The following is a 21,378-nucleotide window of genomic DNA, read 5'->3' as shown; positions in this document are numbered from 1 at the left end:
GCGCTACGGTCACCTCATGAACGTCCCGGTCTCCCAGTCCGACTCTTCTGCCGACCCCCCGGTGGTGCCCCCACCGCCGCGTGCCACTGCTGAGCAGGCCCTCAGGCTGCGCAAGGACCTGGAGGCCAGCGGCTGGGGTGTGGACGCCGTCGCCCACCTGCTGGGGGAGGTGGGCGATGCTGCTCTGCGCCGGGAGGTCCGCTCCCCCGCCCTGCGGGCGCTGCGGGCCGTCATGGACGAGGACCGGGCCGCAGGCGCGAGGCCCTCGCCTCCGGCCGTCCTGACCGCCTTGTTCATGCTTGGTGAGCCGGTGCTGGCCACCGAGCTCGACCACGTCCTGAGGCGCACTCGTACCCGCGGTGCGGTCGATATCGGCCTGGTCAGCCCGCCTGACGCCGGGGGCCGGGTCCGTGCCCTGGTGGACCTGCGCCCCCACGAGGCTCGTGACGACACCGGGCAGGTGCGCTGGTGGGTGGCTTCCGACCTAGGTGAGATGGTCACCGGCCGTGAGCTGGCACCCGGCCACGTCCTGGGCATCGGCGGGGCGGGGCTGACCCTGGCCGGCCTGGTCCCGCGCACGCCGGTGGGTACCGCCCTGGACCTGGGGTGCGGCTGCGGGATCCAGACGCTCTACCTCCTGCGCCACGCCAGGCATGTGACTGCGACGGACATCTCGCGTCGGGCCTTGGACTTCACTGCTTTCAACGTCGCTCTCGCCGGTCAGGAGGAGCGGTTGGAGCTGGCGGCGGGCTCCCTGCTGGAGCCGGTGGCAGGGCGTCGCTTTGACCTCGTGGTCTCCAACCCCCCGTTCGTCCTGACGCCTGCCGCAGTCCGTGAGAAGGGGCTGGCGCTGATGGAGTACCGCGACGCAGGGGAGGACATCCTGCCTGGTCTCGTGGCGGGCCTGGGTGCCCACCTGCAGGCGGGTGGCACCGCCGTGCTTCTGGGGAACTGGGAGCACTACCGGGGGAGGGACTGGCGCCAGGACGTTGCCGACTGGCTGCCGCAGGAGGCCGACGCCTGGGTCATCGAGCGAGAGCAGCAGGACCCGGTGTCCTACGCGACTATGTGGCTGCGCGATGGCGGGGTGGCTCCAGAGCGGGCGCCGGGGGTCTTTGACGCCGCCGTCGGGGCATGGGTCGGGGACTTCGAGGAGCGGAGGGTGGAGGGGGTCGGCTTCGGCTACCTGGTCCTCCACCGCCCGCAGGCGCCGCGCAGGCCCTGGCGGGTCCTGGAGGAGGTTACCGGGGTGGTGGACGCCCCCCTGGGACCGCACGTCGCCCAGGTGCTGGAAGTCCAGGACCTGCTGGCTGGCCTGGACGACGACGCCGTCGCCGCCTTGCACCCCGTGCTGGCTGCCGACGTCACCGAGGAGCGCCACCTGGTGCCTGGCGCTGCTGACCCCTCGGTGATCATGCTGCGACAGGGTGGGGGCCTGGGACGGGCTGTACGGGTCAGCACTGGGGTGGCCGCCCTGGCGGGGGCCTCTGACGGCGAGCTGAGCGTGGAGCAGGTGGCGCAGGCGGTCGCGGCTCTGACCGGAGTGGAGGCACTGACTGATGCCGCCGCACTGCGTGCCGAGCTCGTGGCAGGCGTGCGCGAGCTGGCCCGCTTCGGTTTCCTGGTCCTGGAGTAAACAAGGTGCGCAGCACAGAAGCGTAGTGCTGTCAAGAGTTTCCAGAGCTGCCTGGTGGCTGCTAGAGCCAGGCGGGGTGTCTAGAAGCGCGGGAGCGCCGCCTGGTCCAGGGCGTCCAGCAGCAGGTCCACACCGGAGGATGGGTTGTCCGCAGGGAACTCAGCCCTGTCCCGCTCGTGACGTCCTCGCAGGCTGCGTGCGCGTTGTGCCGCCTCGGCTCGCCTGTCCATGTAGATTACCGAGTTGATGTGCTTCGAGACGGAGCGGTCGAGCTGGTTCCGCAGCGTGCCGGCCTGAGCGGTTGTCAGGTAGCCCCAGTGATCCCTGTGGTGGAGTATGAGCCACAGCTCGAAGCAGGGGTTGGAGACGGCTGTCCTGACTCCAGCGCGTTCTGCCCGCTGGCAGGCCTGGCGCAGGTGTGGGTGCGGCTCGGGAGCCTCGACGTCGAACACGCACCAGTACTGGTCCTCCTCGGGGTAGTCGCTGTGCTCCTTGTCCCAGCACGCGGCGCGGACCAGCTCCTCAGGGTGCCCCTGGCTGCGGACGACCTGGATCGTGACGCCACCGTGCCCGGCCCTGGCCCGGTACCTGGGGTCGCTTCCCAGCGCGGTGAAGTACTCCTTCTCCGTGATCTCCCCCCTCCAGGTAGAGGTGGAAGACAGGGCGGACTCTCTTGGTGCCGGTGGAGCGGCGCAGCCTGCGTGCCTGGTGCTGCCGTCCGGTTCTCCCGGGGCTCATCCTGTTAGTCCCAGCTCGCGCAGGAGGTCCGGGCGGTGCGTGTCCGGCAGCGCGCCGAAGCGCCCCTCCAGGTACCCCTTCTCCAGGTTCGCCGAACGGCGCACCGCCCTTCCCGCGAAGTCGGAGAGCGCCCCCAGCTCGGTGGAGCCGTCCGGGCGGCGCTGCGTCAGCCAGACCTCGTCGCGTCCCAGGTGGTTGAGAAGGCCGGTGTCGTGGGTGGTGAACAACAGCTGTGCACCGTTGGGGTTGGAGTCCTGGTCCTGGAAGAGACGGAGAAGCTCCAGGGTGAGCACTGGGTGAAGGCTGGCGTCGATCTCGTCGAACAGGACCAGCGCCCCGGTGTCGAGTGCCCCCAGGACGGGGGCAATGAGGCGGAGCCAGCCCTGTGTACCAGCGGACTCCTCTGACAGCGCCAGGGTGGCCCGCTCCTGCCCGGCCCGGTGTACAAGGCGCAGCTCCGGGCCGCCATACCGAGACCTGAGGACGCGACGTCTTCTGGTCGGCTCCAGATCGGGCAGAGGCAGCTGCTTACCTGGGCTAGAGTCAGTGAGGTCTGGCTCCCTGACGAGCTCGACGTCTTCCACCCCGAGGTCTGCCAGGCGCAGAAGTGCCAGGGCGCGCCGTCGCAGCTCTGGGGAGGCCTCGGCCCAGAACTGGCTCGTCATCCGCGGCGAGACGGGGTGTGGCAGCAGTTCGAGGTTCAGGGACCTCCCCAGCGACGTGATGCGACGAAGAGCCTGCCCGCACGCGGAGGTCGTGGGCTCGTCAAAGCGCCGCATGATGCTGAGGGCGAGCACACGGTCAGTCAGGAGTGCCCTGGTCCCGGACAGGGCTCCGAGCCCCCGCTGGAGCCTGAGGGTGCCGCCGTCACGCTCAAACACAAGGCTACGCCGTCGGTGAGGGTAGTGGAACAGGGCCTCGTAGGCTACCCGCTTACTGTCAAGGTCCAGGAGGTACTCGTAGCGGATCCCATCGATGGCCAGCTCCACGGTGAAGGTGGTCTCGCTAGGACCCTCATCGCCCGGGTCACCGAACGCGAAGGGCTGTACCGGGATTTCGTCGTCCCAGCGGGTGACGGAGCCTCTGACCGCGTCGCACAGCCATTGGAGTGCGCGCAGGACGTTGGTCTTGCCTGAGGCGTTCGGGCCCAGGATGCCTGCCGCAGGCAGCAGGCCGACGCCGATGTGGGGATGGGGCCGGACGACGTCGCGGTCCTCGTCGACTGCCACAAAGGTCAGCTCCACAGGCTCGTTGACCGAGCGAAAGTTGCCAACCGAAAAACGGATCAGCATGCGCAGCCTCCCTGCAGTTGAAGGGGCTTGTTTGCACAAAGTCTACGAAGAGCCCCCTGGACCTGCAACGAGGCGCGGGACAAAAGTCGTGTCGTGGCGCCACCGTGAGCACTTCCGCAGTGGAATCGCTGGGACCTACCAGGAGCTCTCCCGGTCACTGCCTCTACCATCGCTCGGTGATGATGAGCTCCCGGACTACTCCAGGCAGGGCGGCACCCCCAGGTGTTACAGCGCCAGGTGTGCGCGGGCGGGCGCTGCTGCTGGTGTCGTGCTGCCTGGTGGGGGTGCTCGCGCTGTGGTGGCTGTTTGTGGGTACCTATACCGGCCAGCGTCTGGAAGCGGCCGCCCTGGAGGGCTCTGAGATCGGCTCCCACTACGTCTCCGACCAGGCTCGCGCTCTCCTGTCCACGGTCTCCATGCCCGCAGCGGTGGTCCTGGTAGCGGTGATCCTCCTTGTCGGCTGGCTGCGTGGCAGCCACCGCCGTGCCCTGTGGGCGGTGGTCGCTGTGGTCGGGGCGAACCTGAGCACCCAGGTCATCAAGCAGTGGGTCCTATGGCGTCCCGACTATGACATTACCGCGCGCTGGGACAACGCGAATACCCTGCCCTCGGGGCACACGACCATGGCGGCCTCAGCCGCCGTGGCCCTGGTGCTGCTCGCCGGGACCCGCTGGCGCACGGCTGCGGCCTGGGTGGGGGCTGGCGCCACGGCGGCCATGGGGTACTCCACCCTGGTGTGCCAGTGGCACCGGCCCTCCGACGTGCTCTCGGCCGTGCTGGTAGCCGTCGCCTGGGGCGCGGTGGCGGTCGCCGCGGGAGCATGGCAGGGCGGTGACCGCGACCCGGACGGGCACGGTGGTCAGCATGACGGCGGTCAGCATGGCAGCGGCCACAGCGACGGGGATCGTGACGAGGGTGCTGGCGGTGAGGCAGCCGCAGCCAGGGGCTCGCAGCAGCTGTGGAACACCGTGCTCACGGTCGCAGGAGCCGTGGGCTGTGCTGGTGCCGGTCTCCTGGAGATGTGGGTGTGGTCGCGCAGCGCCGCCCCGCTGACCCGGTGGGACCTCTTTGCCGCCTATACCGCAGGATCGGTGGCGACTGTCGCAGTGTCCTGCCTCGCTCTGGGCGCTCTGGTCGGCCTGAGTGGCTGGCGGCGATAGGTAGGACGGGGTAGGAGCCGAGCCGGACCGCAGACATCCTCAGCAGCAACAACTACCAAGTCTCATAACGGACCGAATCCTTATAGAGGACTGACCTGCCGGTCGCCCTGTGAGAATCCGGTCACTCTGCGAGGAACCGGTACATCCCGGCGTCGGCTGCGATATCCGTGGCAGCCTTCGCGTTCTTGACAGGACTGGCCGGGCGGTTACCGGACCTCGACGGCAGGCAGACTGATGGCGAAGGTGGTGCCGTGGTGCTCGGGGTCCTCCTGTCGGGTCGCTGACTCCACGGTCAGCGTCCCCTGGTGCGACTGCACGATAGCCAGGGCGATCGACATCCCAAGGCCGGTGGAGCCGGTACGACGCTCACGGGAGGTGTCGCCGCGGGCAAAGCGCTCGAAGAGGCGCTCACGCAGGGCAGGTTCGATACCGGGCCCGTTGTCGGCAATCCGCACCACCAGGTGGTTGTCGTGGCGCAGCAGGGTCGTGGTGACCCGTGTCCCCGGCGGGGTGTGCACGCGGGCGTTGGCCAGGAGGTTGACCAGGACCTGGCGCAGCCGGGGCTCGTCTCCCATTACCAGCGGCGGCTCGGGGACAAACTCCTCCTCGGGCTCGGGCTCCTGGCCCTCACAGCCCTGGGGGATCCCGGAGCCGTTCTGCGCGGCCCGATCACTGTTCCCCGCAGGAGGCTCCAGCGCCTCCAGGACCAGCTCCCAGTCGTGGTCGGGGCCTGCAGCGCGCGCGTCGGCTACGGTGTCCACCAGGAGACCGACCAGGTCCACCTCCGTGAGGACCAGCCCGCGTCCCGCGTCCAGGCTGGCCAGCAGCAGCAGGTCCTCCACCAGGGCCGTCATCCTCAGGGACTCCGAGTGCACCCGCTGCAGGGCGTGCTCAGCCTCCTCGGGCAGGTTCGCGTCAGCGCCCTCGCGCTGGATCAGCTCGGTGTAGCCGCGGATGGAGGCCAGGGGCGTGCGCAGCTCGTGGGAGGCGTCGGCCACGAACTGGCGCACCTGCGTCTCCGAGCGCTGGCGGGCGCCCAGGGCGTCCTCAACCCGGTCCAGCAGCGTGTTCAGGGCGGTCCCCACCTGGCTGACCTCCGTGGAGGAGACCAGGTCCTCAGCGGGCACGCGCTCGTCGATGGAGACCTCACCGCGCTCCAGCGGCTGGGAGGCCACGTGCTGGGCGGTGACAGCCACCCGTTCCAAGGGTGCCAGGGAGGACCTGACCATGCTCCTCCCGGCCAGGGCGATCACAAGGGCACCCACCAGCGCGATCCCGGCCTCGATGAGCAGCTGGGTGCGCACCAGCCTGTTGTCGTCCTCCATGGACAGGCCGGTGACGACGACAGCGCCGGAGTCGTCCTTGCTGGCCACGACCCGGTAGTCACCCAGAGAGGTAATGCTGACCGTCATGGGGTGACCATCGGTACGAACTGGCAGCAGGTCAGCATGGGCTTGTGGGGACAGGCTGACATAGTGGCCCTCGGCATCGATATAGGTGGCGCTGCTCACGGATCCCGAGGTGATAATGACGGTCAGCGTCCCCGTGGACTGGCCTGCGGCGTCCAGTCCCGGGGCCACCTCCTCGGTGCTGCCGACGTCAGGGTACTGGGGCGGGCCCGCCGGTCCCTGTTCCAGGCCGTTGCGGCGGTTCGCGGCCCGCTCGGAGGCGGCAGCCAGCTTGTCGTCGAGGTGTTCGGTCAGTGTGTAGCGCAGGGTCAGCGTGGAGAAGGCGCTCATGAGGGCGGCAGTGACAAGGACAAGGCCGAGCACGCTGAGCACGAGTGTCGTACGCAGGCTGCGCAGCCGTCGTGGGCGCGGCAGAGGTGAGGAAGGGGTCTGGTCGTCCTGCCCGGCAGGGCCAGGTGGCTTGGGCGGTATCCCGGGGGGTGCTGCCGTCACGGGGGTCTCAGAGGCTCCCGCCCGAGGAGCCTGCCGGGCCCTGAGATGCGGCGCCTGCGGCCGTGGCGGGTTCCTGGGAGTGTCTCGCAGCGGCTGGTGCGTCAGCGGCGGGCTTGAGCACGTAACCAACGCCTCGCATCGTGTGGATCATGGGGTCCCTCCCCTTGTCGATCTTGCGTCGCAGGTAGGAGATGTAGAGCTCGACGATGTTTGCCTGCCCGCCGAAGTCGTAGTTCCAGACGCGGTCCAGGATCTGTGGCTTGGACAGGACGCGGCGCGGGTTGCGCATGAGGTAGCGTAGCAGCTCGAACTCGGTGGCAGTGAGGTGGATCTCATCCTCGCCCCGCCAGACCTCGTGGGAGTCCTCGTTCATGCGCAGGTCGCCGACCTCCAGCAGGGAAGCGGGTTTCTCCTCGCTGGCTCCCGACCGGCGCAGCAGGGCGCGCAGCCGTGCCACGACCTCCTCCAGGGAGAAGGGCTTGGTCACGTAGTCGTCACCCCCGGCGGTCAGTCCAGCCACCCGGTCGGAGACGGCGTCCTTGGCCGTCAGGAAGAGAACGGGTACCCCGGGAGTGTGGCCGTGGACGCGGCGCATGACTTCCAGCCCGTCGAAGTCGGGCAGCATGACGTCGAGGACGATGACGTCCGGCTGGATCTCCTGGGCCGTCCTGACCGCCGCCGTCCCCGTGCCGGCTGTGGTGACCTCCCAGCCCTCATAGCGCAGGGCACTCGCCAGCAGGTCGGCCAGCATCTGCTCGTCGTCGACCACGAGGACGCGCACAGGCGACCCGTCCGGGCGCGTGAGGGGCTCAGGGGTGGTGCTCATGCTGCTAATTCCAGCATAAGGCTGCTGGATTCTTTCGAGTTGCCGCCTGGGAGAAGCCTGTGTTATCAGGTTGGGACCACAAACACCCACATGCCTTGGCGGTGTATGAAATGCTGGACCGGTTGCGCCGTGCGACCGATCGTCCTGGTGCCAGAAACCAGGGCACATGTCGAGCGGGGCAGCGTCCGGGTGGCCGCGTCCGCGAGGTGATCCGGTTCTGGTACAAAGAATCAAAGTAGTGTCGGGGCGGAGCCCGTGGTGCGCGCCCCCATACCTGCTTCTGTCGTGCTGGGCCGCCGTGCCAGGCTGTGGTCCTGCTGTTCTATCAGGGCTATGGCAGCGTAGTCTCTTGTACCTGACCGGGTCGCGTCCCGGCTGCGTGGTACGTGAACCAGCGCTACCACCGGCTGCGGCCCGCCATCCTTATAACTACGCTACCAGGAGAGTCATGGAATACGTCGATGGCAACGAGCGCCGCTTCGGTGCCGAGGACCTGTTCTTCTCGACCACGGACGCCAAGGGCGTTATCCGCAGGACAAACCGGGTATTTAACTCGCTGTCCCGCTACAGCTCTGAGGAGCTGGTCGGCGCTCCGCACAACATCATCCGCCATGACGACATGCCCGCAGGCGCCTTCAGGCTGATGTGGGACGAGCTGGAGGCAGGGCGGCCAGCATGCGTCTATGTCCTGAACAGAGCCAAGGACGGGCTAGACTACTGGGTCTTTGCCACGGTCGTCCCCCTTGCCGACGGCTACCTCTCGGTGCGGGTCCGCCCCAGCAACCACGCGCTGTTCACCCCGGTTAGGGAGATGTACGCCCGGGTCCGTGCCGCAGAGCGTGAGTACGCTGACCAGGGGCACAGCCGTCGTGAGGTGGCTGACCGTGGTGCCACCTTGATGTCTGAGGAGCTCAGCCAGGCGCAGTTCCGCGGCCTGTACTCCTTTGCCAGGGCAGCCCTGCCGAGAGAGCTGGCCCTGCTCGTGGTCGAGGGCGTGCGTGTACCCCGCCGCACGGAGTCGGACAGCCCCATGTCCACCATCTTGTCGGCCATGGCGGTCATTGAGCGGGACACCGACGAGCTGATCTACCAGCTCAACGAGTACCAGGACCTCATTAACGGCCTGGGGGCCTGGGCGACGAGTGTCCGCTCGGTCATCGACCGGGCTAACCGCGTGGGGGCGCTGGTAGGGGAGGTGACCAGCCCGGACCAGGACTCCTCCGTGCCGACTGTCTCAGAGCGGGTCAGGGAGCGTAGTGCGCAGGCCGTGGAGGTTCTCCAGCAGCTGAACTCCTCGCTGGTGGCCCTCTACGAGGTCGCCTCCGAGGTGCGCTTCCGCTCCTCGATGATGCGTCTGCACACCTTGATGACGGGGATCTTCGCCGCCGCGGTCCTGGACGAGACGGAGGTCGACTCCGCCGACGCCATCAGTGACCTTGCTGAGGCGCTCCTGGTGGACCTTGAGCCGCTTGCGCCGTCCTGCCAGAACGCGGCCGACCTCGCTGAGCGCCTGGACGCGGACCTGCGGTCGGTGGTCAGCAACCTCGACCGGGTCAAGCGTCCGTTCCAGCGCTGGATCCGGGCGCTCCAGGACGAGGGTGCCCAGGCCCTGGCTGAGGGCGTGGACGCTGCTGCTGTGCTCCAGGAGGCGGTCGAGCTCGGGGAGCAGGGCTTCCCCGAGACTGCCTCCCTGGCCGAGTTGGCAGCGAAGGCGCGCGGGGTCGTCGTGACCCTGGACGAGCCTCTTATCCGTGAGCGTGTCTCCACGGTTCGCCAGGCCCTGGCGCAGATGGGGGGATAGCCGCTGCCGAGGGTGACCGTCAAGGCCGGGGCACGTCATGCAGTGCCGGGGTCCTGGCGGTGCCAGGGCGGGGCGTAGCGGCTCCCCGCTGAGCGTCATGTTCCACTGACCGGAAGAGAGCACCCATGGAATCGCAGATCGGATACGAGCGGCTGTTCGACCCGCAGGACATCTTTTTCTCGACGACGGACCTTAGAGGCGTCATCCAGAACACTAACAGGACCTTTGACGTCCTCTCCCGCTACTCGCGTGAGCGCCTTATCGGGTCACCTCACAATATTGTACGGCACCTGGATATGCCTGCGGGTCTGTTCCGGCTCATGTGGGACGACCTCCAGGCGGGCAGGCCCGTGTGCGCCTATGTCATCAACCGGGCGGTGGACGGCCTGGACTACCGGGTCTTTGCCACAGTAGTTCCCCTGCGTGACGGGTTCCTCTCGGTGCGGATCAAGCCGATGGACGCGAGCACCCGGACCCAGGTGGAGGAGGCCTATCGGCGTGTGCGGGCCAAGGAGCGCGAGCTGGCCGCCCGTGCAGCCTCACGGCGGCAGATCGGCGAGTACGGTGCCCAGGAGCTGTCCACCGAGCTCGCCGCTCTGGGGTTCGGCTCCCTGTACGAGATGACCGAGGCCACTCTCCCCCGCGAGGTGGCGGCGCTGGTGGCTGCGGGGGTACGTGTTCCTGCCGCGGCCCCGGACGTGCTGGGGCCGGTGGCTCGTATCCTCAGCACCGTGGCCGTGATCGAGCGGGAGACCAACGCCCTGGTCTACGAGCTTGACGAGTACATGCGGCTCATTGTCGCCATGGAGGCGGCTCACGACTCCATCTCGGCGGCCCGGGGGCGGATCATGCGTATCGGTCAGCTGGTCTCCCAGGACGGAGGGGGCGGTGCGCGTACCCGGGCTCAGTCCCTGGCTGAGCGGATCAGTGAGCTGTCCGGTACCGCGGGCAGCGAGCTCGGCGGGCTGCCCCGGCGCCTGCGCTCCATGCACGAGGCGGTCACGCAGCTGCGCTTCGCCGTAGCCCTGATGCGGCTGCTGACCCTCATGGTGGGGCGGTTCGCCCAGTCCATCCTGGACGGTTCGGAGGAGGACGCCGTCCGCTCGCTGAGGGACCTGTGCGAGGCCCTGGAGTCGGGGGTCGCGGGCCTGGGGCCTGTTCTGCGCAGCGTGAGCACCCAGGTCGGCGAGCTGGACGACGCCCTGCGCGTGGTTACCTCCAGCCTCGACCGTGCTGCCCGCCGCCTGGGCCAGTGGGTGGACGCCCGTGGCGGCAACGGGGTCTCCGGCTCCCCCGTGGTGGACGAGGTCGCCTCCCTGGCGTCCCAGGGATTCCCTGAGGTGCGGTCTCTCGCCCAGCTTGCCGCGGAGTGCCGGGGACTGGGCCTGCCCTACGACGAGACCGCGACCACACAGAGGCTTGCCACGATCCGTGGCGCGTTGTCGGAGCTGTCCTGACGGCTGGCTGACCTGGTCTGGGCGTGTAGTTCCCGGCGTGGCGGCAGGTGCGGTCCGCAGCAGCCGTGGTTCCCACGGCCTCTCCACGACCCCACGACCTCTCCACAACGACGTGGCTGCTGCGAGGTACCAGCGGCCGCAATACGTTACAGTCAGCTGGGAGGGGGTCGTCCCTGTCGGTTCCCGACCGGCTCCCAGACGTCTGGGACGCGTAGGCGTGCCTGGTTGTGCGGTTGATGCACAACGGGGTACAGGCGTGTCCTGGCTGAGGGCTTGCCAGTCGGCCTGTCTCGCCACCACCCGTCACGCCCGCCTGTGAGGAAGGTCGCCCGTGTCCACCAAGCTCGTCATCGTGGAGTCCCCCAACAAGGTGCGTTCTATCGCCGGGTACCTCGGGGAGGACTTCGACGTCGAGGCCTCCGTGGGTCACATTCGTGATTTGCCGCAGCCCTCCGAGCTGCCCGCCGCTATGAAGAAAGGGCCCTACGGCAAGTTCGCCGTGGACGTGGAGGACGGCTTCACCCCCTACTACGTCGTCAACCCGGACAAGAAAAAGACAGTCGCCCAGCTCCGGAAGGCGCTCAAGGAGGCTGACGAGCTCTACCTGGCCACGGACGACGACCGGGAGGGTGAGGCAATCGCCTGGCACCTCCTGGAGGTGCTCAAGCCCACGATCCCGGTCAGGCGCATGACCTTCACGGAGATCACCCGCGAGGCGGTGGCCCGCGCCCTGGACAGCACGCGTGACCTGGACACCCACCGGGTGGACGCCCAGGAGACCAGGCGCATCCTGGACCGGCTGGTCGGCTATGAGGTCAGCCCGGTCCTGTGGCGCAAGGTCAGGGCGGGCTGTCGGCCGGGCGGGTCCAGTCCGTGGCGACCCGCCTGGTGGTGGAGCGTGAGCGCGAGCGGATGGCCTTTACCTCGGCCTCCTACTGGGGGTGGAAGCTGAGCTGAGCACCGTGCTGCCCGGGAGCCCGGATACCCCCGAGGCGGCTGCGCCGTCCCAGCAGGAGTCCCAGGACCAGCACGACTCCGTCTTCTCTGCCCGTCTGACGACACTGGACGGGCGGAGGGTGGCGACCGGACGCGACTTCAACGACGACGGCCAGCTGCGGCCGGCTGCGCTGAAGGCCTCTGTGGTCCACCTGCACCAGGCGGGAGCGGCTGCTGTCGCCGAGGCGGTCGGTCGCGGGCAGCCGCGGGTAGCCTCTGTCGAGGACAAGCCGTACAAGCGCCGTCCTGCTGCTCCGTTCACCACCTCGACCCTCCAGCAGGAGGCCTCACGCAAGCTGCGGATGAATCCCCGTGAGACGATGCGCGTGGCCCAGGGACTGTATGAGAACGGCTTTATCACCTACATGCGTACTGACTCGACGGTGCTGTCCTCCCAGGCTGTGGAGGCAGCCCGGGCGCAGGTGGCCGAGCTCTACGGCTCCCAGTACCTCCCGCAGCGCCCCAGGGTCTACGCCTCCCGGGCCAAGGGTGCTCAGGAGGCGCACGAGGCGATCCGTCCCGCTGGTGACCACTTCCGCACCCCGGCCCAGGTCAGTGGTGACCTCAGCGGCGCCCAGTTCCGTCTCTACGAGCTGATCTGGAGGCGTACCGTGGCCTCCCAGATGGCTGACGCCGTCGGCTCTACCGCGACGGTGACTGTTGAGGTGCCCCTGACCCCAGCGGCGGGTAGTTCCCGGGACGCCGGGCCGACGTTCTCAGTAGCGGGGCTAAGCGCCTCGGGCACGGTCATTACCTTCCGTGGCTTCTTGGCAGCCTACGAGGAGGGGCGTGACGCTGAGCGCTATGAGGACTCCTCCGGGGCTGGCAAGGCCGATGCGGGCAAGGACGTGCGCTTGCCCGCCATGACGGAGGGACAGGAGCTCGCTGCCCTTAGGGCTGAGGCCTCTGGGCACGAGACCACCCCACCTCCCCGCTACACGGAGGCCTCCCTGGTCAAGGCCCTGGAGGAGCGCGAGATCGGGCGTCCCTCTACCTACGCCTCGATCATGTCGACGATCTCTGACCGCGGCTACGTGGACCACCGCGGTCAGGCCCTGGTGCCCACGTGGCTGGCCTTCTCCGTCACCCGCCTGCTGGAGGAGAACTTTGCCGAGCTCGTCGACTACGACTTCACTGCCTCCATGGAGAGGGACCTGGACCGGATCGCCGCTGGCGAGGAGGACCGGGTGGCCTGGCTGTCCCGCTTCTACAACGGCTCGCAGGGGAACAACGGCGCTGCGGGTGCTGAGGGTACTGCAGGCCCCGGGGGCGATGAGGATGCTGGAGGTACTGAGGACACTGGGAGCACGGAGCTGACGCTCCACGGTCTCAGAGGTCTGGTCGCCGGGCTGGGGGAGATTGACGCGCGGGCGGTGAACTCCATTGACCTCGGTGAGGGTGTCACCTTGCGCGTGGGGCGTTACGGCCCTTACCTGGAGGACGCTGAGGGTAGGCGGGCGAACGTGCCTGCCGATGTCGCCCCCGACGAGCTCAGCCTGGATAAGGCGCGCGAGCTGTTCGCCCGCGCTGCCGACGACGGCCGCGAGCTGGGGGTCGACCCGTCCACAGGCCACATGATCATCGCCAAGGACGGCCGCTACGGACCTTACGTGACCGAGGTCCTGCCTGATCCTAGGGAGGAGGGCGCCGACAGCGCGGTGGCGACGGGCGCGGGCAGCCAGGGCGGTGAGGCTACTGACCCCGCCGGGGCTGCGACGTCGTCTGCTAGGTCGGCCAGGGCGTCCCAGACCTCAAGGAAGGCGAGGACGGCGAGGCCCAAGCCGCGTACGGCGAGCCTGCTGAGGTCGATGGACCTGGCCACGGTCACCCTGGAGCAGGCCCTCGACCTGCTCAGTCTGCCTCGGGTGGTGGGGCAGGACCCGGAGTCCGGGGAGGACATCACTGCGCAGAACGGCCGCTACGGCCCCTACTTGAAGAAGGGCTCGGACTCGCGGTCCCTGGAGACCGAGGAGCAGATCTTCTCCGTCACCCTGGAGCAGGCCCTGGAGCTGTTCTCCCAGCCCAAGCGTCGTCGGGGGCAGTCCGCTGCGCGGCCTCCTCTGCGTGACCTGGGCACGGACCCGGCCACGGGGCGCCCTGTCGTCATCAAGGACGGCCGCTTCGGGCCGTACTTCACCGACGGGGAGACCAACGTGACTCTGCGCCGGGGGGACGACCCGGCCACGGTCATCGCCGAGCGCGCCTACGAGCTGCTGGCTGAGAAGCGGGCCAAGGGGCCTGCCAAGAAGCGCGCCACCCGTAAGACGAGTACCGGCAGGACGGGTGCCAGCAAGGCCAGCGCCCGCAGGACGGCGGGAGGCACGGCTGGGACGCGTAAGGCCGCAGGCGGTGGGACGACGTCAAAGACCGCCAGCAGCAGGGGGACCAGCACCGGGACGGCCAGCACTGACGGAACCGGTCAGAGCTAGGAAGGCTGGTACCGCCTGAGGTGGGGCGGTGCGCCGAAATGTACCAGCTACTGAAAGGTACATGTACCAAATCCTCAGAGAACGACTGGCACGTTGGTCGTCTGTGAGGAATTGGTCGTTTTCGAGGAGTCGGTCCCGGGGAGTGTTTACCTGTCAGGGCTGTTCCAGCCTGTCCTCCAGCCCAGTGGTCGTCGTGGGTGTGGGGCAGGTCGGCCGCACCGAGGCGGCCTCTCTCGGGCACGAGGCCAGCGGTCGGCGTGGGCGTGGGGCAGTTGGCGGCCTCCACACCGTGTAGCGGGCATGTAGCGGTCGTCGTGGGTGTGGGCCAGGTATAGTTGTTATGCCTGTTCCAGGTGGGGTGGAGTGACGGGGGTTTGCCTGGCGCGGTTCAGGCCTGGGTGGAGACCGTCAAGCACAGGTGGAGCGGTGTGAGCCAGGCTCACAGGCCCGGGGCAGGAGCGCTTCGGCAAGGAGTTCCCCCGGAGGGGTGCCAGGCTCACACGCCCGAGGCGGGAGCACTAGCGCGCCTGCGTGCAACTGAGGCGGGTCACGCGTTCAGGGCACGAGGCTACTGGTCGGCCTGCGGCTCGGTCACGACTGGTCGGGCACGACGCTCGGGGTGGGAGACTGTCAGGGTGAACTGGAATGAAATCGGCTCCTGTTGACGTCTTTCGGCCTGGCGAGATTCGTGGCAGCCTACCTTGTACGATTCCCGCTGAAGTGGAATTCACTTAATGGATATCCAGCCTCCACCCAGAAAATGCGACGGAAAGCACAGTATAAGGTCTTCTGGTCGAGGCGTGGTTTCCGGCTGTTGTCCTGTCGCTGATCTGCGACAGGCTCGCGACGCGGCCGCGTCACGCGGTCACTAGGCTTCACAGCGACAGCGCGGTGAGTGTTCCCGCTGCGGTGAGCGTCCCTGGAAAGGAATCCCTGTGCGTGCTTCTTGCTCTTCTCGTGTCTCTCGATACCTGCTGGCCCCTGCCGCAGCTCTTGTGCTGGGGCTGTCCCTGACGGCCTGCTCGGTGTCGGTCGGCGGCTCCGATGGCGGTGGGGCTGACTCTGCAGGTTCTGGTGACGCTACCACCACCGAGGCGGCGCAGGGCCAGGACGGCTCCAGCGGCTCCGACAACGCCAGCAGCTCGGCAGACTCTGAGGGCGACGCTGGCTCGGGCACCTCCGACAGCGACACCTCCGACATCACCGATCCTGGCTGGCAGGACGCCATCAGCAACGGGACCAGGCAGACCGTCTCCGGCTCCTACGCCGTCTCGGGGTCGGGGGAGAGTTTCAACCTCGTGGGTGACCTCGACGGTGAGCTGGGCGTCCTGGGCTCTGAAGTCACGGTTGCTGCGGAGAACGTGGGCACCCTGGCCGTTGCGGGCAGTGACGTCACCGTCTACGTGCGCAGCGTCAGCACGGTCATGATCACTGGCTCTGACGTCAAGGTCTACTGGCTCAGCGGCACTCCGGACGTCACCGACATGGGCTCCGGCAACGTCGCCACCCAGATCGGCTAGGACTGAGGTAGTCCAGCTCCTGCGCTGCCCCTGGCGGCGCTGGCGCCCGGCCTGGTCAACGCCCCCGGTCGCTGCGGTCGGCGTCACGGGGGTGGTGTCAGTGGCTGGGGCTGAGGTTGCCGAGCGCCCCCAGGACTCACCGAGCACCACCGAGGAGGATCGCGCCCATGTCAGCGCCCACCCCTGTCCCGTCCGCTCCGCAGTCGGTTGCGTCCGCGACTTCTGCGGCCCCCACGGCCACCGTCCTGCTCGTCGATGACGAGTCAGCCATCCGCCGCTCGCTGGGCCCCTACCTGGAGCGCAGCGGCTACCGGGTGCTCCTGGCCTCCGACGGGGTAGAGGCGCTGGACCTTCTTGCGGCCCGCGACGTGGATATCGTGGTCTCCGACGTCCTCATGCCCCGTATGGACGGTCGCGAGCTGGTCCGCCGGATCCGGGCGGGCGGGACCTGGACCCCGATCATCCTCCTCACCCAGGTGGACGCCTCCTACGAGCGGGTCTCCGCGCTGGACGACGGTGCCGACGACTACCTGTCCAAGCCCTTCGACCCGGCCGAGCTGGCCTCGCGCATCCGGGCGGTGCTGCGCCGCACCCAGGGGAGCACCCAGCCGCTGACCTCCGCTGCGCGCCTGGTGGCTGGGGACCTGGTGCTGGAGCGAGCCTCCCGGCGGGTGACGCTCGCGGGCAGGGAGCTGTCGCTGACCCCCAAGGCGACCATGCTCCTGGACTACCTCATGAGCCACCCCGGGGAGCTGCACACTCGTGAGGCCCTGCTGGCGGCCCTGTGGGGATCGACTTCGCCGCCTCGACGCGGGCGGTGGATCACCGTGTCCGCGAGATCCGCAAGATCCTGGGGACGCGGCTGGGCAGCCCACCTACATCGAGACCGTTCCCTCGGTGGGGTACCGGTTTCGCGCCAGGGTCCACGCGTGAGGGGCTCCCTGCCCGCGCCTGGGCCTGACGGCTCCCAGGCGGTGGCTGCCGTGCCAGCTGTGTCGACCACGTCGGAGCCGCCGGGTGCGCCAGGTGCCTCCAGGGCCACGGGTGGGAACGCCCCCTCGCGCAGGCCCTGGCTCGTGGCCTGGAGCCTGGCTGTGCTCGTCGTGGTCGTGACGACAGGAGCCGCGTTCCTGACTGTTCCGCACACCACTATGACCCTGACTGCGACGCTGCCGCTGCTGGTGCTCGAGACGGGTACGGTCTTGCTGGCCTCGGCCCTGGTCGTGGTCCTGGTGCGCTGGCGCCTGCGCGTCGCCGGTGAGCGCGCGCGGCGCCAGGCCCAGGAGGAGGCCTGGGCGCAGCACCAGCAGTTCCTGCGGCGCCTGGACCACGAGCTGAAGAACCCCCTGACCGCCGTGCGGGCGGCTGTGGCCGACCTCCCCCAGATCATGCCCGCCGACCTGCCAGCCCGGGCCGACGTGGTGGACGCCCAGGCGCGCCGTATGGGCCGTCTTGTCGCCGACCTGCGCAAGCTGGCCGACCTGGAGACCCTGCCCCTGGCCCTGGAGGACGTGGACCTGGCGGAGACCGTCCAGGACGCTGTCCAGGCCGTCGCCGAGGAGGCCGCCTCCAGGAACCAGGCGGTCCGTATGCGCGTGGACCTGCCCCAGGTCCCCTGGCCCCTGCCCCACGTGCGCGGCGACGGCGACCTGCTCTACTCAGCGATCTACAACGTGGTGTCCAATGCCGCGAAGTACACCTCCTCAGGGGCACCGTTGAGGTCCGAGGCCGGGAGGAGGCGGGCGCGGTAGCGATCGAAGTGGCTGACACCGGTATCGGCGTGCCCCGGCGGACCTGCCCGTGGTGTGGAGCGAGTTGGCGCGCGCGGGCAACGCCCGCGGCCTGCCTGGCTCCGGCCTGGGCCTGCCGCTGGTGGCCACGATCCTGCGACGCCACGGTGGGCAGGCGAGGATGACCTCCCGGCAGGGGTAGGGACCCGGGTGTGGCTCTCCCTCCCGGTAGCGGGGCCGCCACCAGGCTGAGGGTGCGACCGCCTGGCCGCCGCAGGGCCGGGAGCGGGCGGACAAGGCAGCGCTCCCGGCGCGAGGAGAGCGTCCGGTCCCGTCTCCCGGGGCCAGCGGGTGCCGGGCAGGCTGTCGCGAGGCTGCGACAGCACGGAGACGACAGGGCGATAACGGGACCCTAGAGTCCTCCTCATGACACACCACTTCCCGTACGGCGCCCGGCCGCCCTGGTCTGCGCCATCCTTGCTACCGTCTCCCTGGCTGCCTGCTCCCTGGACATCGGCGGGTCCGGCTCCGGTGGCAGCGGCTCCGAGGGCGACACCAGTTCTGGCCCCAGTCGGCGGCCCAGGAGCCGCGGGGCTTGGCAGGCTCATCGGCGTCCTCCCAGGCGTCTGCGGAAGGGTCAGCCTCGCCCGTCCCGGAGGGGAGAATGCGGTACCCGGCTACGCCGTCGGGAGATCCCGCCCGTCCCCATGTTCACGCTGCCCGACCTCAGCCTGCTCACCGAGTCCTCTGACATGTTCACCCCCGACCTGACCCAGGAGGTCGACTCAGTCCCCGGGGTGAGTGTGGGGCCTGCCCGCTGCGAGGAGCCGGGTGTGCTGGCCTCGGGCTCGGGGCACACCGTGCTGGGTGGTGACGGCTCCGCGGTCACTTCCTCCGAGGGCTCCTCCACGACCAACAACGGCGACGGCTCGGGGGCGTACTCTGACCCCACGGTGACGATCACCAACAACGGTGACGGCTCGGGCACGTACTCTGACCCTACGGTGACGATCACCAGCAACGGTGACGGGTCGGGGACCTACTCCGACCCCACCCTGTCCGTGACGGTCAACGGGGACGGGTCAGGAACCTACGCGGACGCCGGGGTGACGATCACCAACAACGGCGACGGGTCGGGCACGTACTCTGATCCCACGGTGACGATCACCAACAACGGGGACGGCTCCGGTACGTACTCCGACGCCACCTTGTCCATCACCAACAGCGGCGACGGGACCGCTCTGGTCGCCAGCCCCACTGCCACCCTCACCGTGGACGCTGACCCGCTGCCGCAGGTGGGCAAGGTCGGCTCCTTCCCCTCGATCGACGCCATCCAGCCGGTGACCTCCTGCGGGACGCTCATCACCCTGGAGGACAGGGTTCTCTTCGACTTTGGCTCCTCCGAGGTCCGCGATGACGCCTCCCAGACCCTGGGCAACCTGGCTGAGGTGCTGACCAGCTCGGGCGCCCCGGCTATCCAGGTCCACGGTCACACTGACTCCGTGTCGGACGAGGCCTTCAACCAGACCCTGTCTGAGGAGCGCGCCCAGGCTGTCGTTGAGGAGCTGGCTAGCCAGGGTGTGACCGCCTCCATGGAGGCCACCGGCTACGGGGAGACCCAGCCGGTCGCGTCCAACGAGAACGAGGACGGCTCCGACAACCCGGCGGGGCGCCAGCTCAACCGCCGCGTGGAGGTCTTCATCCCCGCCTTCTGAGCCTGGCTGGTGGGCTGTCCCTTGCCGTCCCTGATCTGACCTGAACCGGAGTTTGTTGTGAACCTTGTGACCCGTTTCCGTCCTGTCCTGGCTGCTGGCGCTGCTGCGGCCTGCGTGGCCCTGAGCCTGGGAGCCTGCTCGATCTCTGTGTCCTCGCCGGGAGGAGGTGACAGCTCGTCACAGTCCTCCCAGCCGACCCAGGCAGACACCGACGCCAAGGCTACGCAGAGCAGCGAGGCCGCTGAGACCCGTACCGAGGCGTCTCCTCGCTCTGCCGAGGCCGAGGAGTCTCAGCAGGACGAGCCGACGTCCCAGGCCTCTGAGGTCCAGGTGCACAGCAGCGCGGACGCGTCTGAGCAGGAGGGGACTGACGCGGTGCCCGGTGCCCGGGACGAGGAGGAGGCAGAGGTGGACTTGGGCTCCGCCGACCGCCCGGGCGCCTCGGCGACCATTACCGACTCGGACTGGTTGTTTGAGGAGGGGTTTGTTGACAAGACGGTGAGGTGCGACAACGGTCCGCTGTTGCTGAGCCAGCGGTCCGAGGAGGTGCGTGTCACGGGTGACTGCACCACCCTGACGGTTACGGGGGCGTACACGGTGGCGATTGCCGAGTACGCCGACACGGTGGTGATCAACGGTGACGGTATCGAGGTCTACGTGCGCGATGTCAACCGGGTAGTCGTCAGTGGCAGTTACAGCACCGTGGTCTGGGCGGGTCGGACCCCCATCATTGAGGACACCGGCTCCGGCACGGAGGCTCGTCCTGCGGAGAGCGACTGACCTCCTGCCCGGCTGTGCCCTGCCAGCCGGGCAGGTGCGAGCGCCCAGGGCGGCCCTGACTTGACACGCTTCCGTTCATACTGTCTATAGTGTCTATGTACGGAAGGGGGTGTCATGCCGCTGACGGTTGTCCTGTCGAACACGGCGGGGGTTCCGATCTACGAGCAGATCGCCCAGCAGGTACGTGACGCGATCCTGACCGGGCGGGTCGAGGCCGACGAGGCCCTGCCCTCCATCCGGGCGCTGGCCCGGGACCTGCGCGTCAGCGTCATCACCACCACGCGGGCCTACTCCGACCTGGTGGCCGAGGGCTTCCTTGCCAACGTCCCTGGCAAGGGGTACTTCGCCCTGCCTCGTAACTCCGAGCTCGTGCACGAGCAGGTCCTGCGGGAGGTGGAGGAGCACCTCGACCGCGCGGTCGAGCGGGCCCGCCTGGTCGGGCTCAGCAGCGAGGAGCTGCACACCATGCTCGACACCGTCATGACGACATCCCAGGCCCCCGGTGGGGAGCCGGGAGAGAGCACGAAGGAGAGCTAGTGAACCCCATTGAGGTCACTCACCTGACCAAGCACTACCCAGGCTTCAGCCTGGACGACGTCACCTTCTCGGTGCCGCAGGGCTACATCACCGGGTTTGTCGGCGCCAATGGCTCGGGCAAGACCACGACGATCAAGGCTGTCCTGGGCATGGCCCTCCCGGACTCCGGCACGGCTGCCTGCCTGCCGCACGAGCGTGTCGGTGTCGTCTTCGACACCGCGCCGTACCACGCTGAGTGGCGGGTGAGGGATGTCGAGAGCGCCCTGACGCCCTTCTACCCCACCTGGAACCGTGAGGTCTTCGCCCGGGAGCTGGCTGCAGCCCGGCTGGACCCGCTCCGGAAGGTCGGTGCGGGGCACCCCTGAGCACCTCACCGGTGCCGTGCGGCAGGTGAGCCTGGGCGTGCGCAGCACGTCGCTGGGCTGGGAGGCTCTCATGCCTGCCAGCGAGGCCGAGGCCCTGGCTGACCGGGCGGTCGTCGAGGCCCCCAGCATTGAGGAGCTCGCCGTCTACATCGCCAAGGGGGACCGTCGTGGCTGAGCCAGGAACGGCTAGCACGGGTGATCGCAGCAGCGCGGTCATGAGCACGGTGATGGCGGCGGTCCGCCTTGACCTGCGCCTGGTGCCGACGTGGTACCTGCCTCTGGTAGGGGTGGTGTACCTGCTGTGGGTGTGCGCTGGCTGGCTGGCCCGGCTCCTTGGGGAGGGGAGTTTTTCTTCTGACCAGAACCCGGTGACGAACCCGGTGGTGTGGTGTGCGGTGATGGTCTCCCAGTCTCCACCCAGGTGACCCTATATTGTCGTGATGGGCATGATGTTACTATCTCGGCCGTTTGCGTTCCCACCGGCATGAAAGGAGT

At 68.7% G+C, this 21,378-nt stretch carries 17 protein-coding genes and 2 pseudogenes; 15 read left to right on the top strand and 4 right to left on the bottom strand.

The genetic code is table 11. The features are described 5' to 3' along the window. Positions 1-16: 16 nt before the first annotated feature. Positions 17-1,636 (top strand): DUF7059 domain-containing protein, encoded by a 1,620-nt coding sequence (locus D5R93_RS12110; RefSeq protein WP_119835508.1) that lies wholly within the window; start codon positions 17-19, stop codon positions 1,634-1,636. An 80-nt stretch (positions 1,637-1,716) separates the two neighbouring features. Here the strand turns inward: D5R93_RS12110 and D5R93_RS12105 are convergent, their stop codons facing one another. Next, positions 1,717-2,268, bottom strand: a complete 552-nt coding sequence (locus tag D5R93_RS12105; protein WP_259390645.1) for an RloB family protein — start codon at positions 2,266-2,268, stop codon at positions 1,717-1,719. Between the two features lie 102 nt (positions 2,269-2,370). Beyond that, positions 2,371-3,666: an AAA family ATPase gene (locus tag D5R93_RS12100; protein WP_119835510.1), complete on the bottom strand. Its 1,296-nt coding sequence runs from the start codon at positions 3,664-3,666 to the stop codon at positions 2,371-2,373. Positions 3,667-3,905: 239 nt separating this feature from the next. Here D5R93_RS12100 and D5R93_RS12095 point away from each other — a divergent pair, with 239 nt between their 5' ends. Beyond that, positions 3,906-4,826: a phosphatase PAP2 family protein gene (locus D5R93_RS12095; protein WP_243106797.1), complete on the top strand. Its 921-nt coding sequence runs from the start codon at positions 3,906-3,908 to the stop codon at positions 4,824-4,826. A gap of 206 nt (positions 4,827-5,032) precedes the next feature. Here the strand turns inward: D5R93_RS12095 and D5R93_RS12090 are convergent, their stop codons facing one another. Then, the gene (locus tag D5R93_RS12090) at positions 5,033-6,607 is read right to left on the bottom strand and encodes a sensor histidine kinase (RefSeq protein ID WP_310732064.1); all 1,575 of its coding nucleotides are present in this window, start codon (positions 6,605-6,607) and stop codon (positions 5,033-5,035) included. A gap of 127 nt (positions 6,608-6,734) precedes the next feature. Beyond that, positions 6,735-7,553: a response regulator transcription factor gene (locus D5R93_RS12085; protein ID WP_243106795.1), complete on the bottom strand. Its 819-nt coding sequence runs from the start codon at positions 7,551-7,553 to the stop codon at positions 6,735-6,737. Positions 7,554-8,001: 448 nt separating this feature from the next. On the opposite strand from D5R93_RS12085, the gene D5R93_RS12080 reads away from it, so the two are divergent. The 13 genes and pseudogenes from D5R93_RS12080 to D5R93_RS12025 all read left to right on the top strand — a co-directional run bounded on the left by D5R93_RS12080 (position 8,002) and on the right by D5R93_RS12025 (position 21,308). Then, positions 8,002-9,354, top strand: coding sequence for a PAS domain S-box protein (locus D5R93_RS12080; protein WP_120205481.1), 1,353 nt, complete (start codon positions 8,002-8,004; stop codon positions 9,352-9,354). 125 nt (positions 9,355-9,479) lie between these two features. Beyond that, positions 9,480-10,811 (top strand): PAS domain-containing protein, encoded by a 1,332-nt coding sequence (locus tag D5R93_RS12075; RefSeq protein WP_119835512.1) that lies wholly within the window; start codon positions 9,480-9,482, stop codon positions 10,809-10,811. 331 nt (positions 10,812-11,142) lie between these two features. Continuing rightward, positions 11,143-14,236: pseudogene (gene topA / locus D5R93_RS12070) on the top strand (type I DNA topoisomerase). A gap of 935 nt (positions 14,237-15,171) precedes the next feature. Then, positions 15,172-15,756: a DUF3060 domain-containing protein gene (locus tag D5R93_RS12065; RefSeq protein WP_147392835.1), complete on the top strand. Its 585-nt coding sequence runs from the start codon at positions 15,172-15,174 to the stop codon at positions 15,754-15,756. Between the two features lie 167 nt (positions 15,757-15,923). Next, a pseudogene (locus D5R93_RS12060) lies at positions 15,924-16,689 on the top strand (response regulator transcription factor). Between the two features lie 218 nt (positions 16,690-16,907). Continuing rightward, positions 16,908-17,507: a sensor histidine kinase gene (locus tag D5R93_RS12055; protein ID WP_243107092.1), complete on the top strand. Its 600-nt coding sequence runs from the start codon at positions 16,908-16,910 to the stop codon at positions 17,505-17,507. A gap of 49 nt (positions 17,508-17,556) precedes the next feature. After that, positions 17,557-17,688, top strand: a complete 132-nt coding sequence (locus D5R93_RS14620) for a hypothetical protein (RefSeq protein WP_279221362.1) — start codon at positions 17,557-17,559, stop codon at positions 17,686-17,688. A gap of 505 nt (positions 17,689-18,193) precedes the next feature. Beyond that, positions 18,194-19,201 carry an OmpA family protein gene (locus D5R93_RS12050; protein ID WP_243106794.1) on the top strand — a complete coding sequence of 336 codons (1,008 nt, stop codon included), beginning with the start codon at positions 18,194-18,196 and terminating at the stop codon, positions 19,199-19,201. A 57-nt stretch (positions 19,202-19,258) separates the two neighbouring features. Next, entirely contained in the window at positions 19,259-19,981 is a 723-nt protein-coding gene (locus D5R93_RS13425) for a hypothetical protein (protein ID WP_162933966.1), read from the top strand. 114 nt (positions 19,982-20,095) lie between these two features. Next, the gene (locus D5R93_RS12035; protein WP_120205473.1) at positions 20,096-20,518 is read left to right on the top strand and encodes a GntR family transcriptional regulator; all 423 of its coding nucleotides are present in this window, start codon (positions 20,096-20,098) and stop codon (positions 20,516-20,518) included. After that, complete coding sequence (locus D5R93_RS12030; RefSeq protein WP_243106792.1) at positions 20,518-20,883, top strand: ATP-binding cassette domain-containing protein; 366 nt, start codon at positions 20,518-20,520, stop codon at positions 20,881-20,883. Before D5R93_RS12035 ends, D5R93_RS12030 begins: the two co-directional genes overlap by 1 nt. Further along, entirely contained in the window at positions 20,867-21,058 is a 192-nt protein-coding gene (locus tag D5R93_RS14360; RefSeq protein WP_243106790.1) for a hypothetical protein, read from the top strand. The genes D5R93_RS12030 and D5R93_RS14360 overlap by 17 nt, the downstream gene beginning before the upstream one ends. Positions 21,059-21,098: 40 nt before the next feature. After that, complete coding sequence (locus D5R93_RS12025) at positions 21,099-21,308, top strand: hypothetical protein (protein ID WP_119835520.1); 210 nt, start codon at positions 21,099-21,101, stop codon at positions 21,306-21,308. The last annotated feature ends 70 nt before the right edge of the window (positions 21,309-21,378 follow it).

Source organism: Actinomyces lilanjuaniae (assembly GCF_003606385.1).
GTDB lineage: Bacteria > Actinomycetota > Actinomycetes > Actinomycetales > Actinomycetaceae > Actinomyces > Actinomyces lilanjuaniae.
The sequence above is the reverse complement of the archived record's forward strand: the minus strand, read 5'-3'. Positions and strand labels throughout refer to the sequence as shown.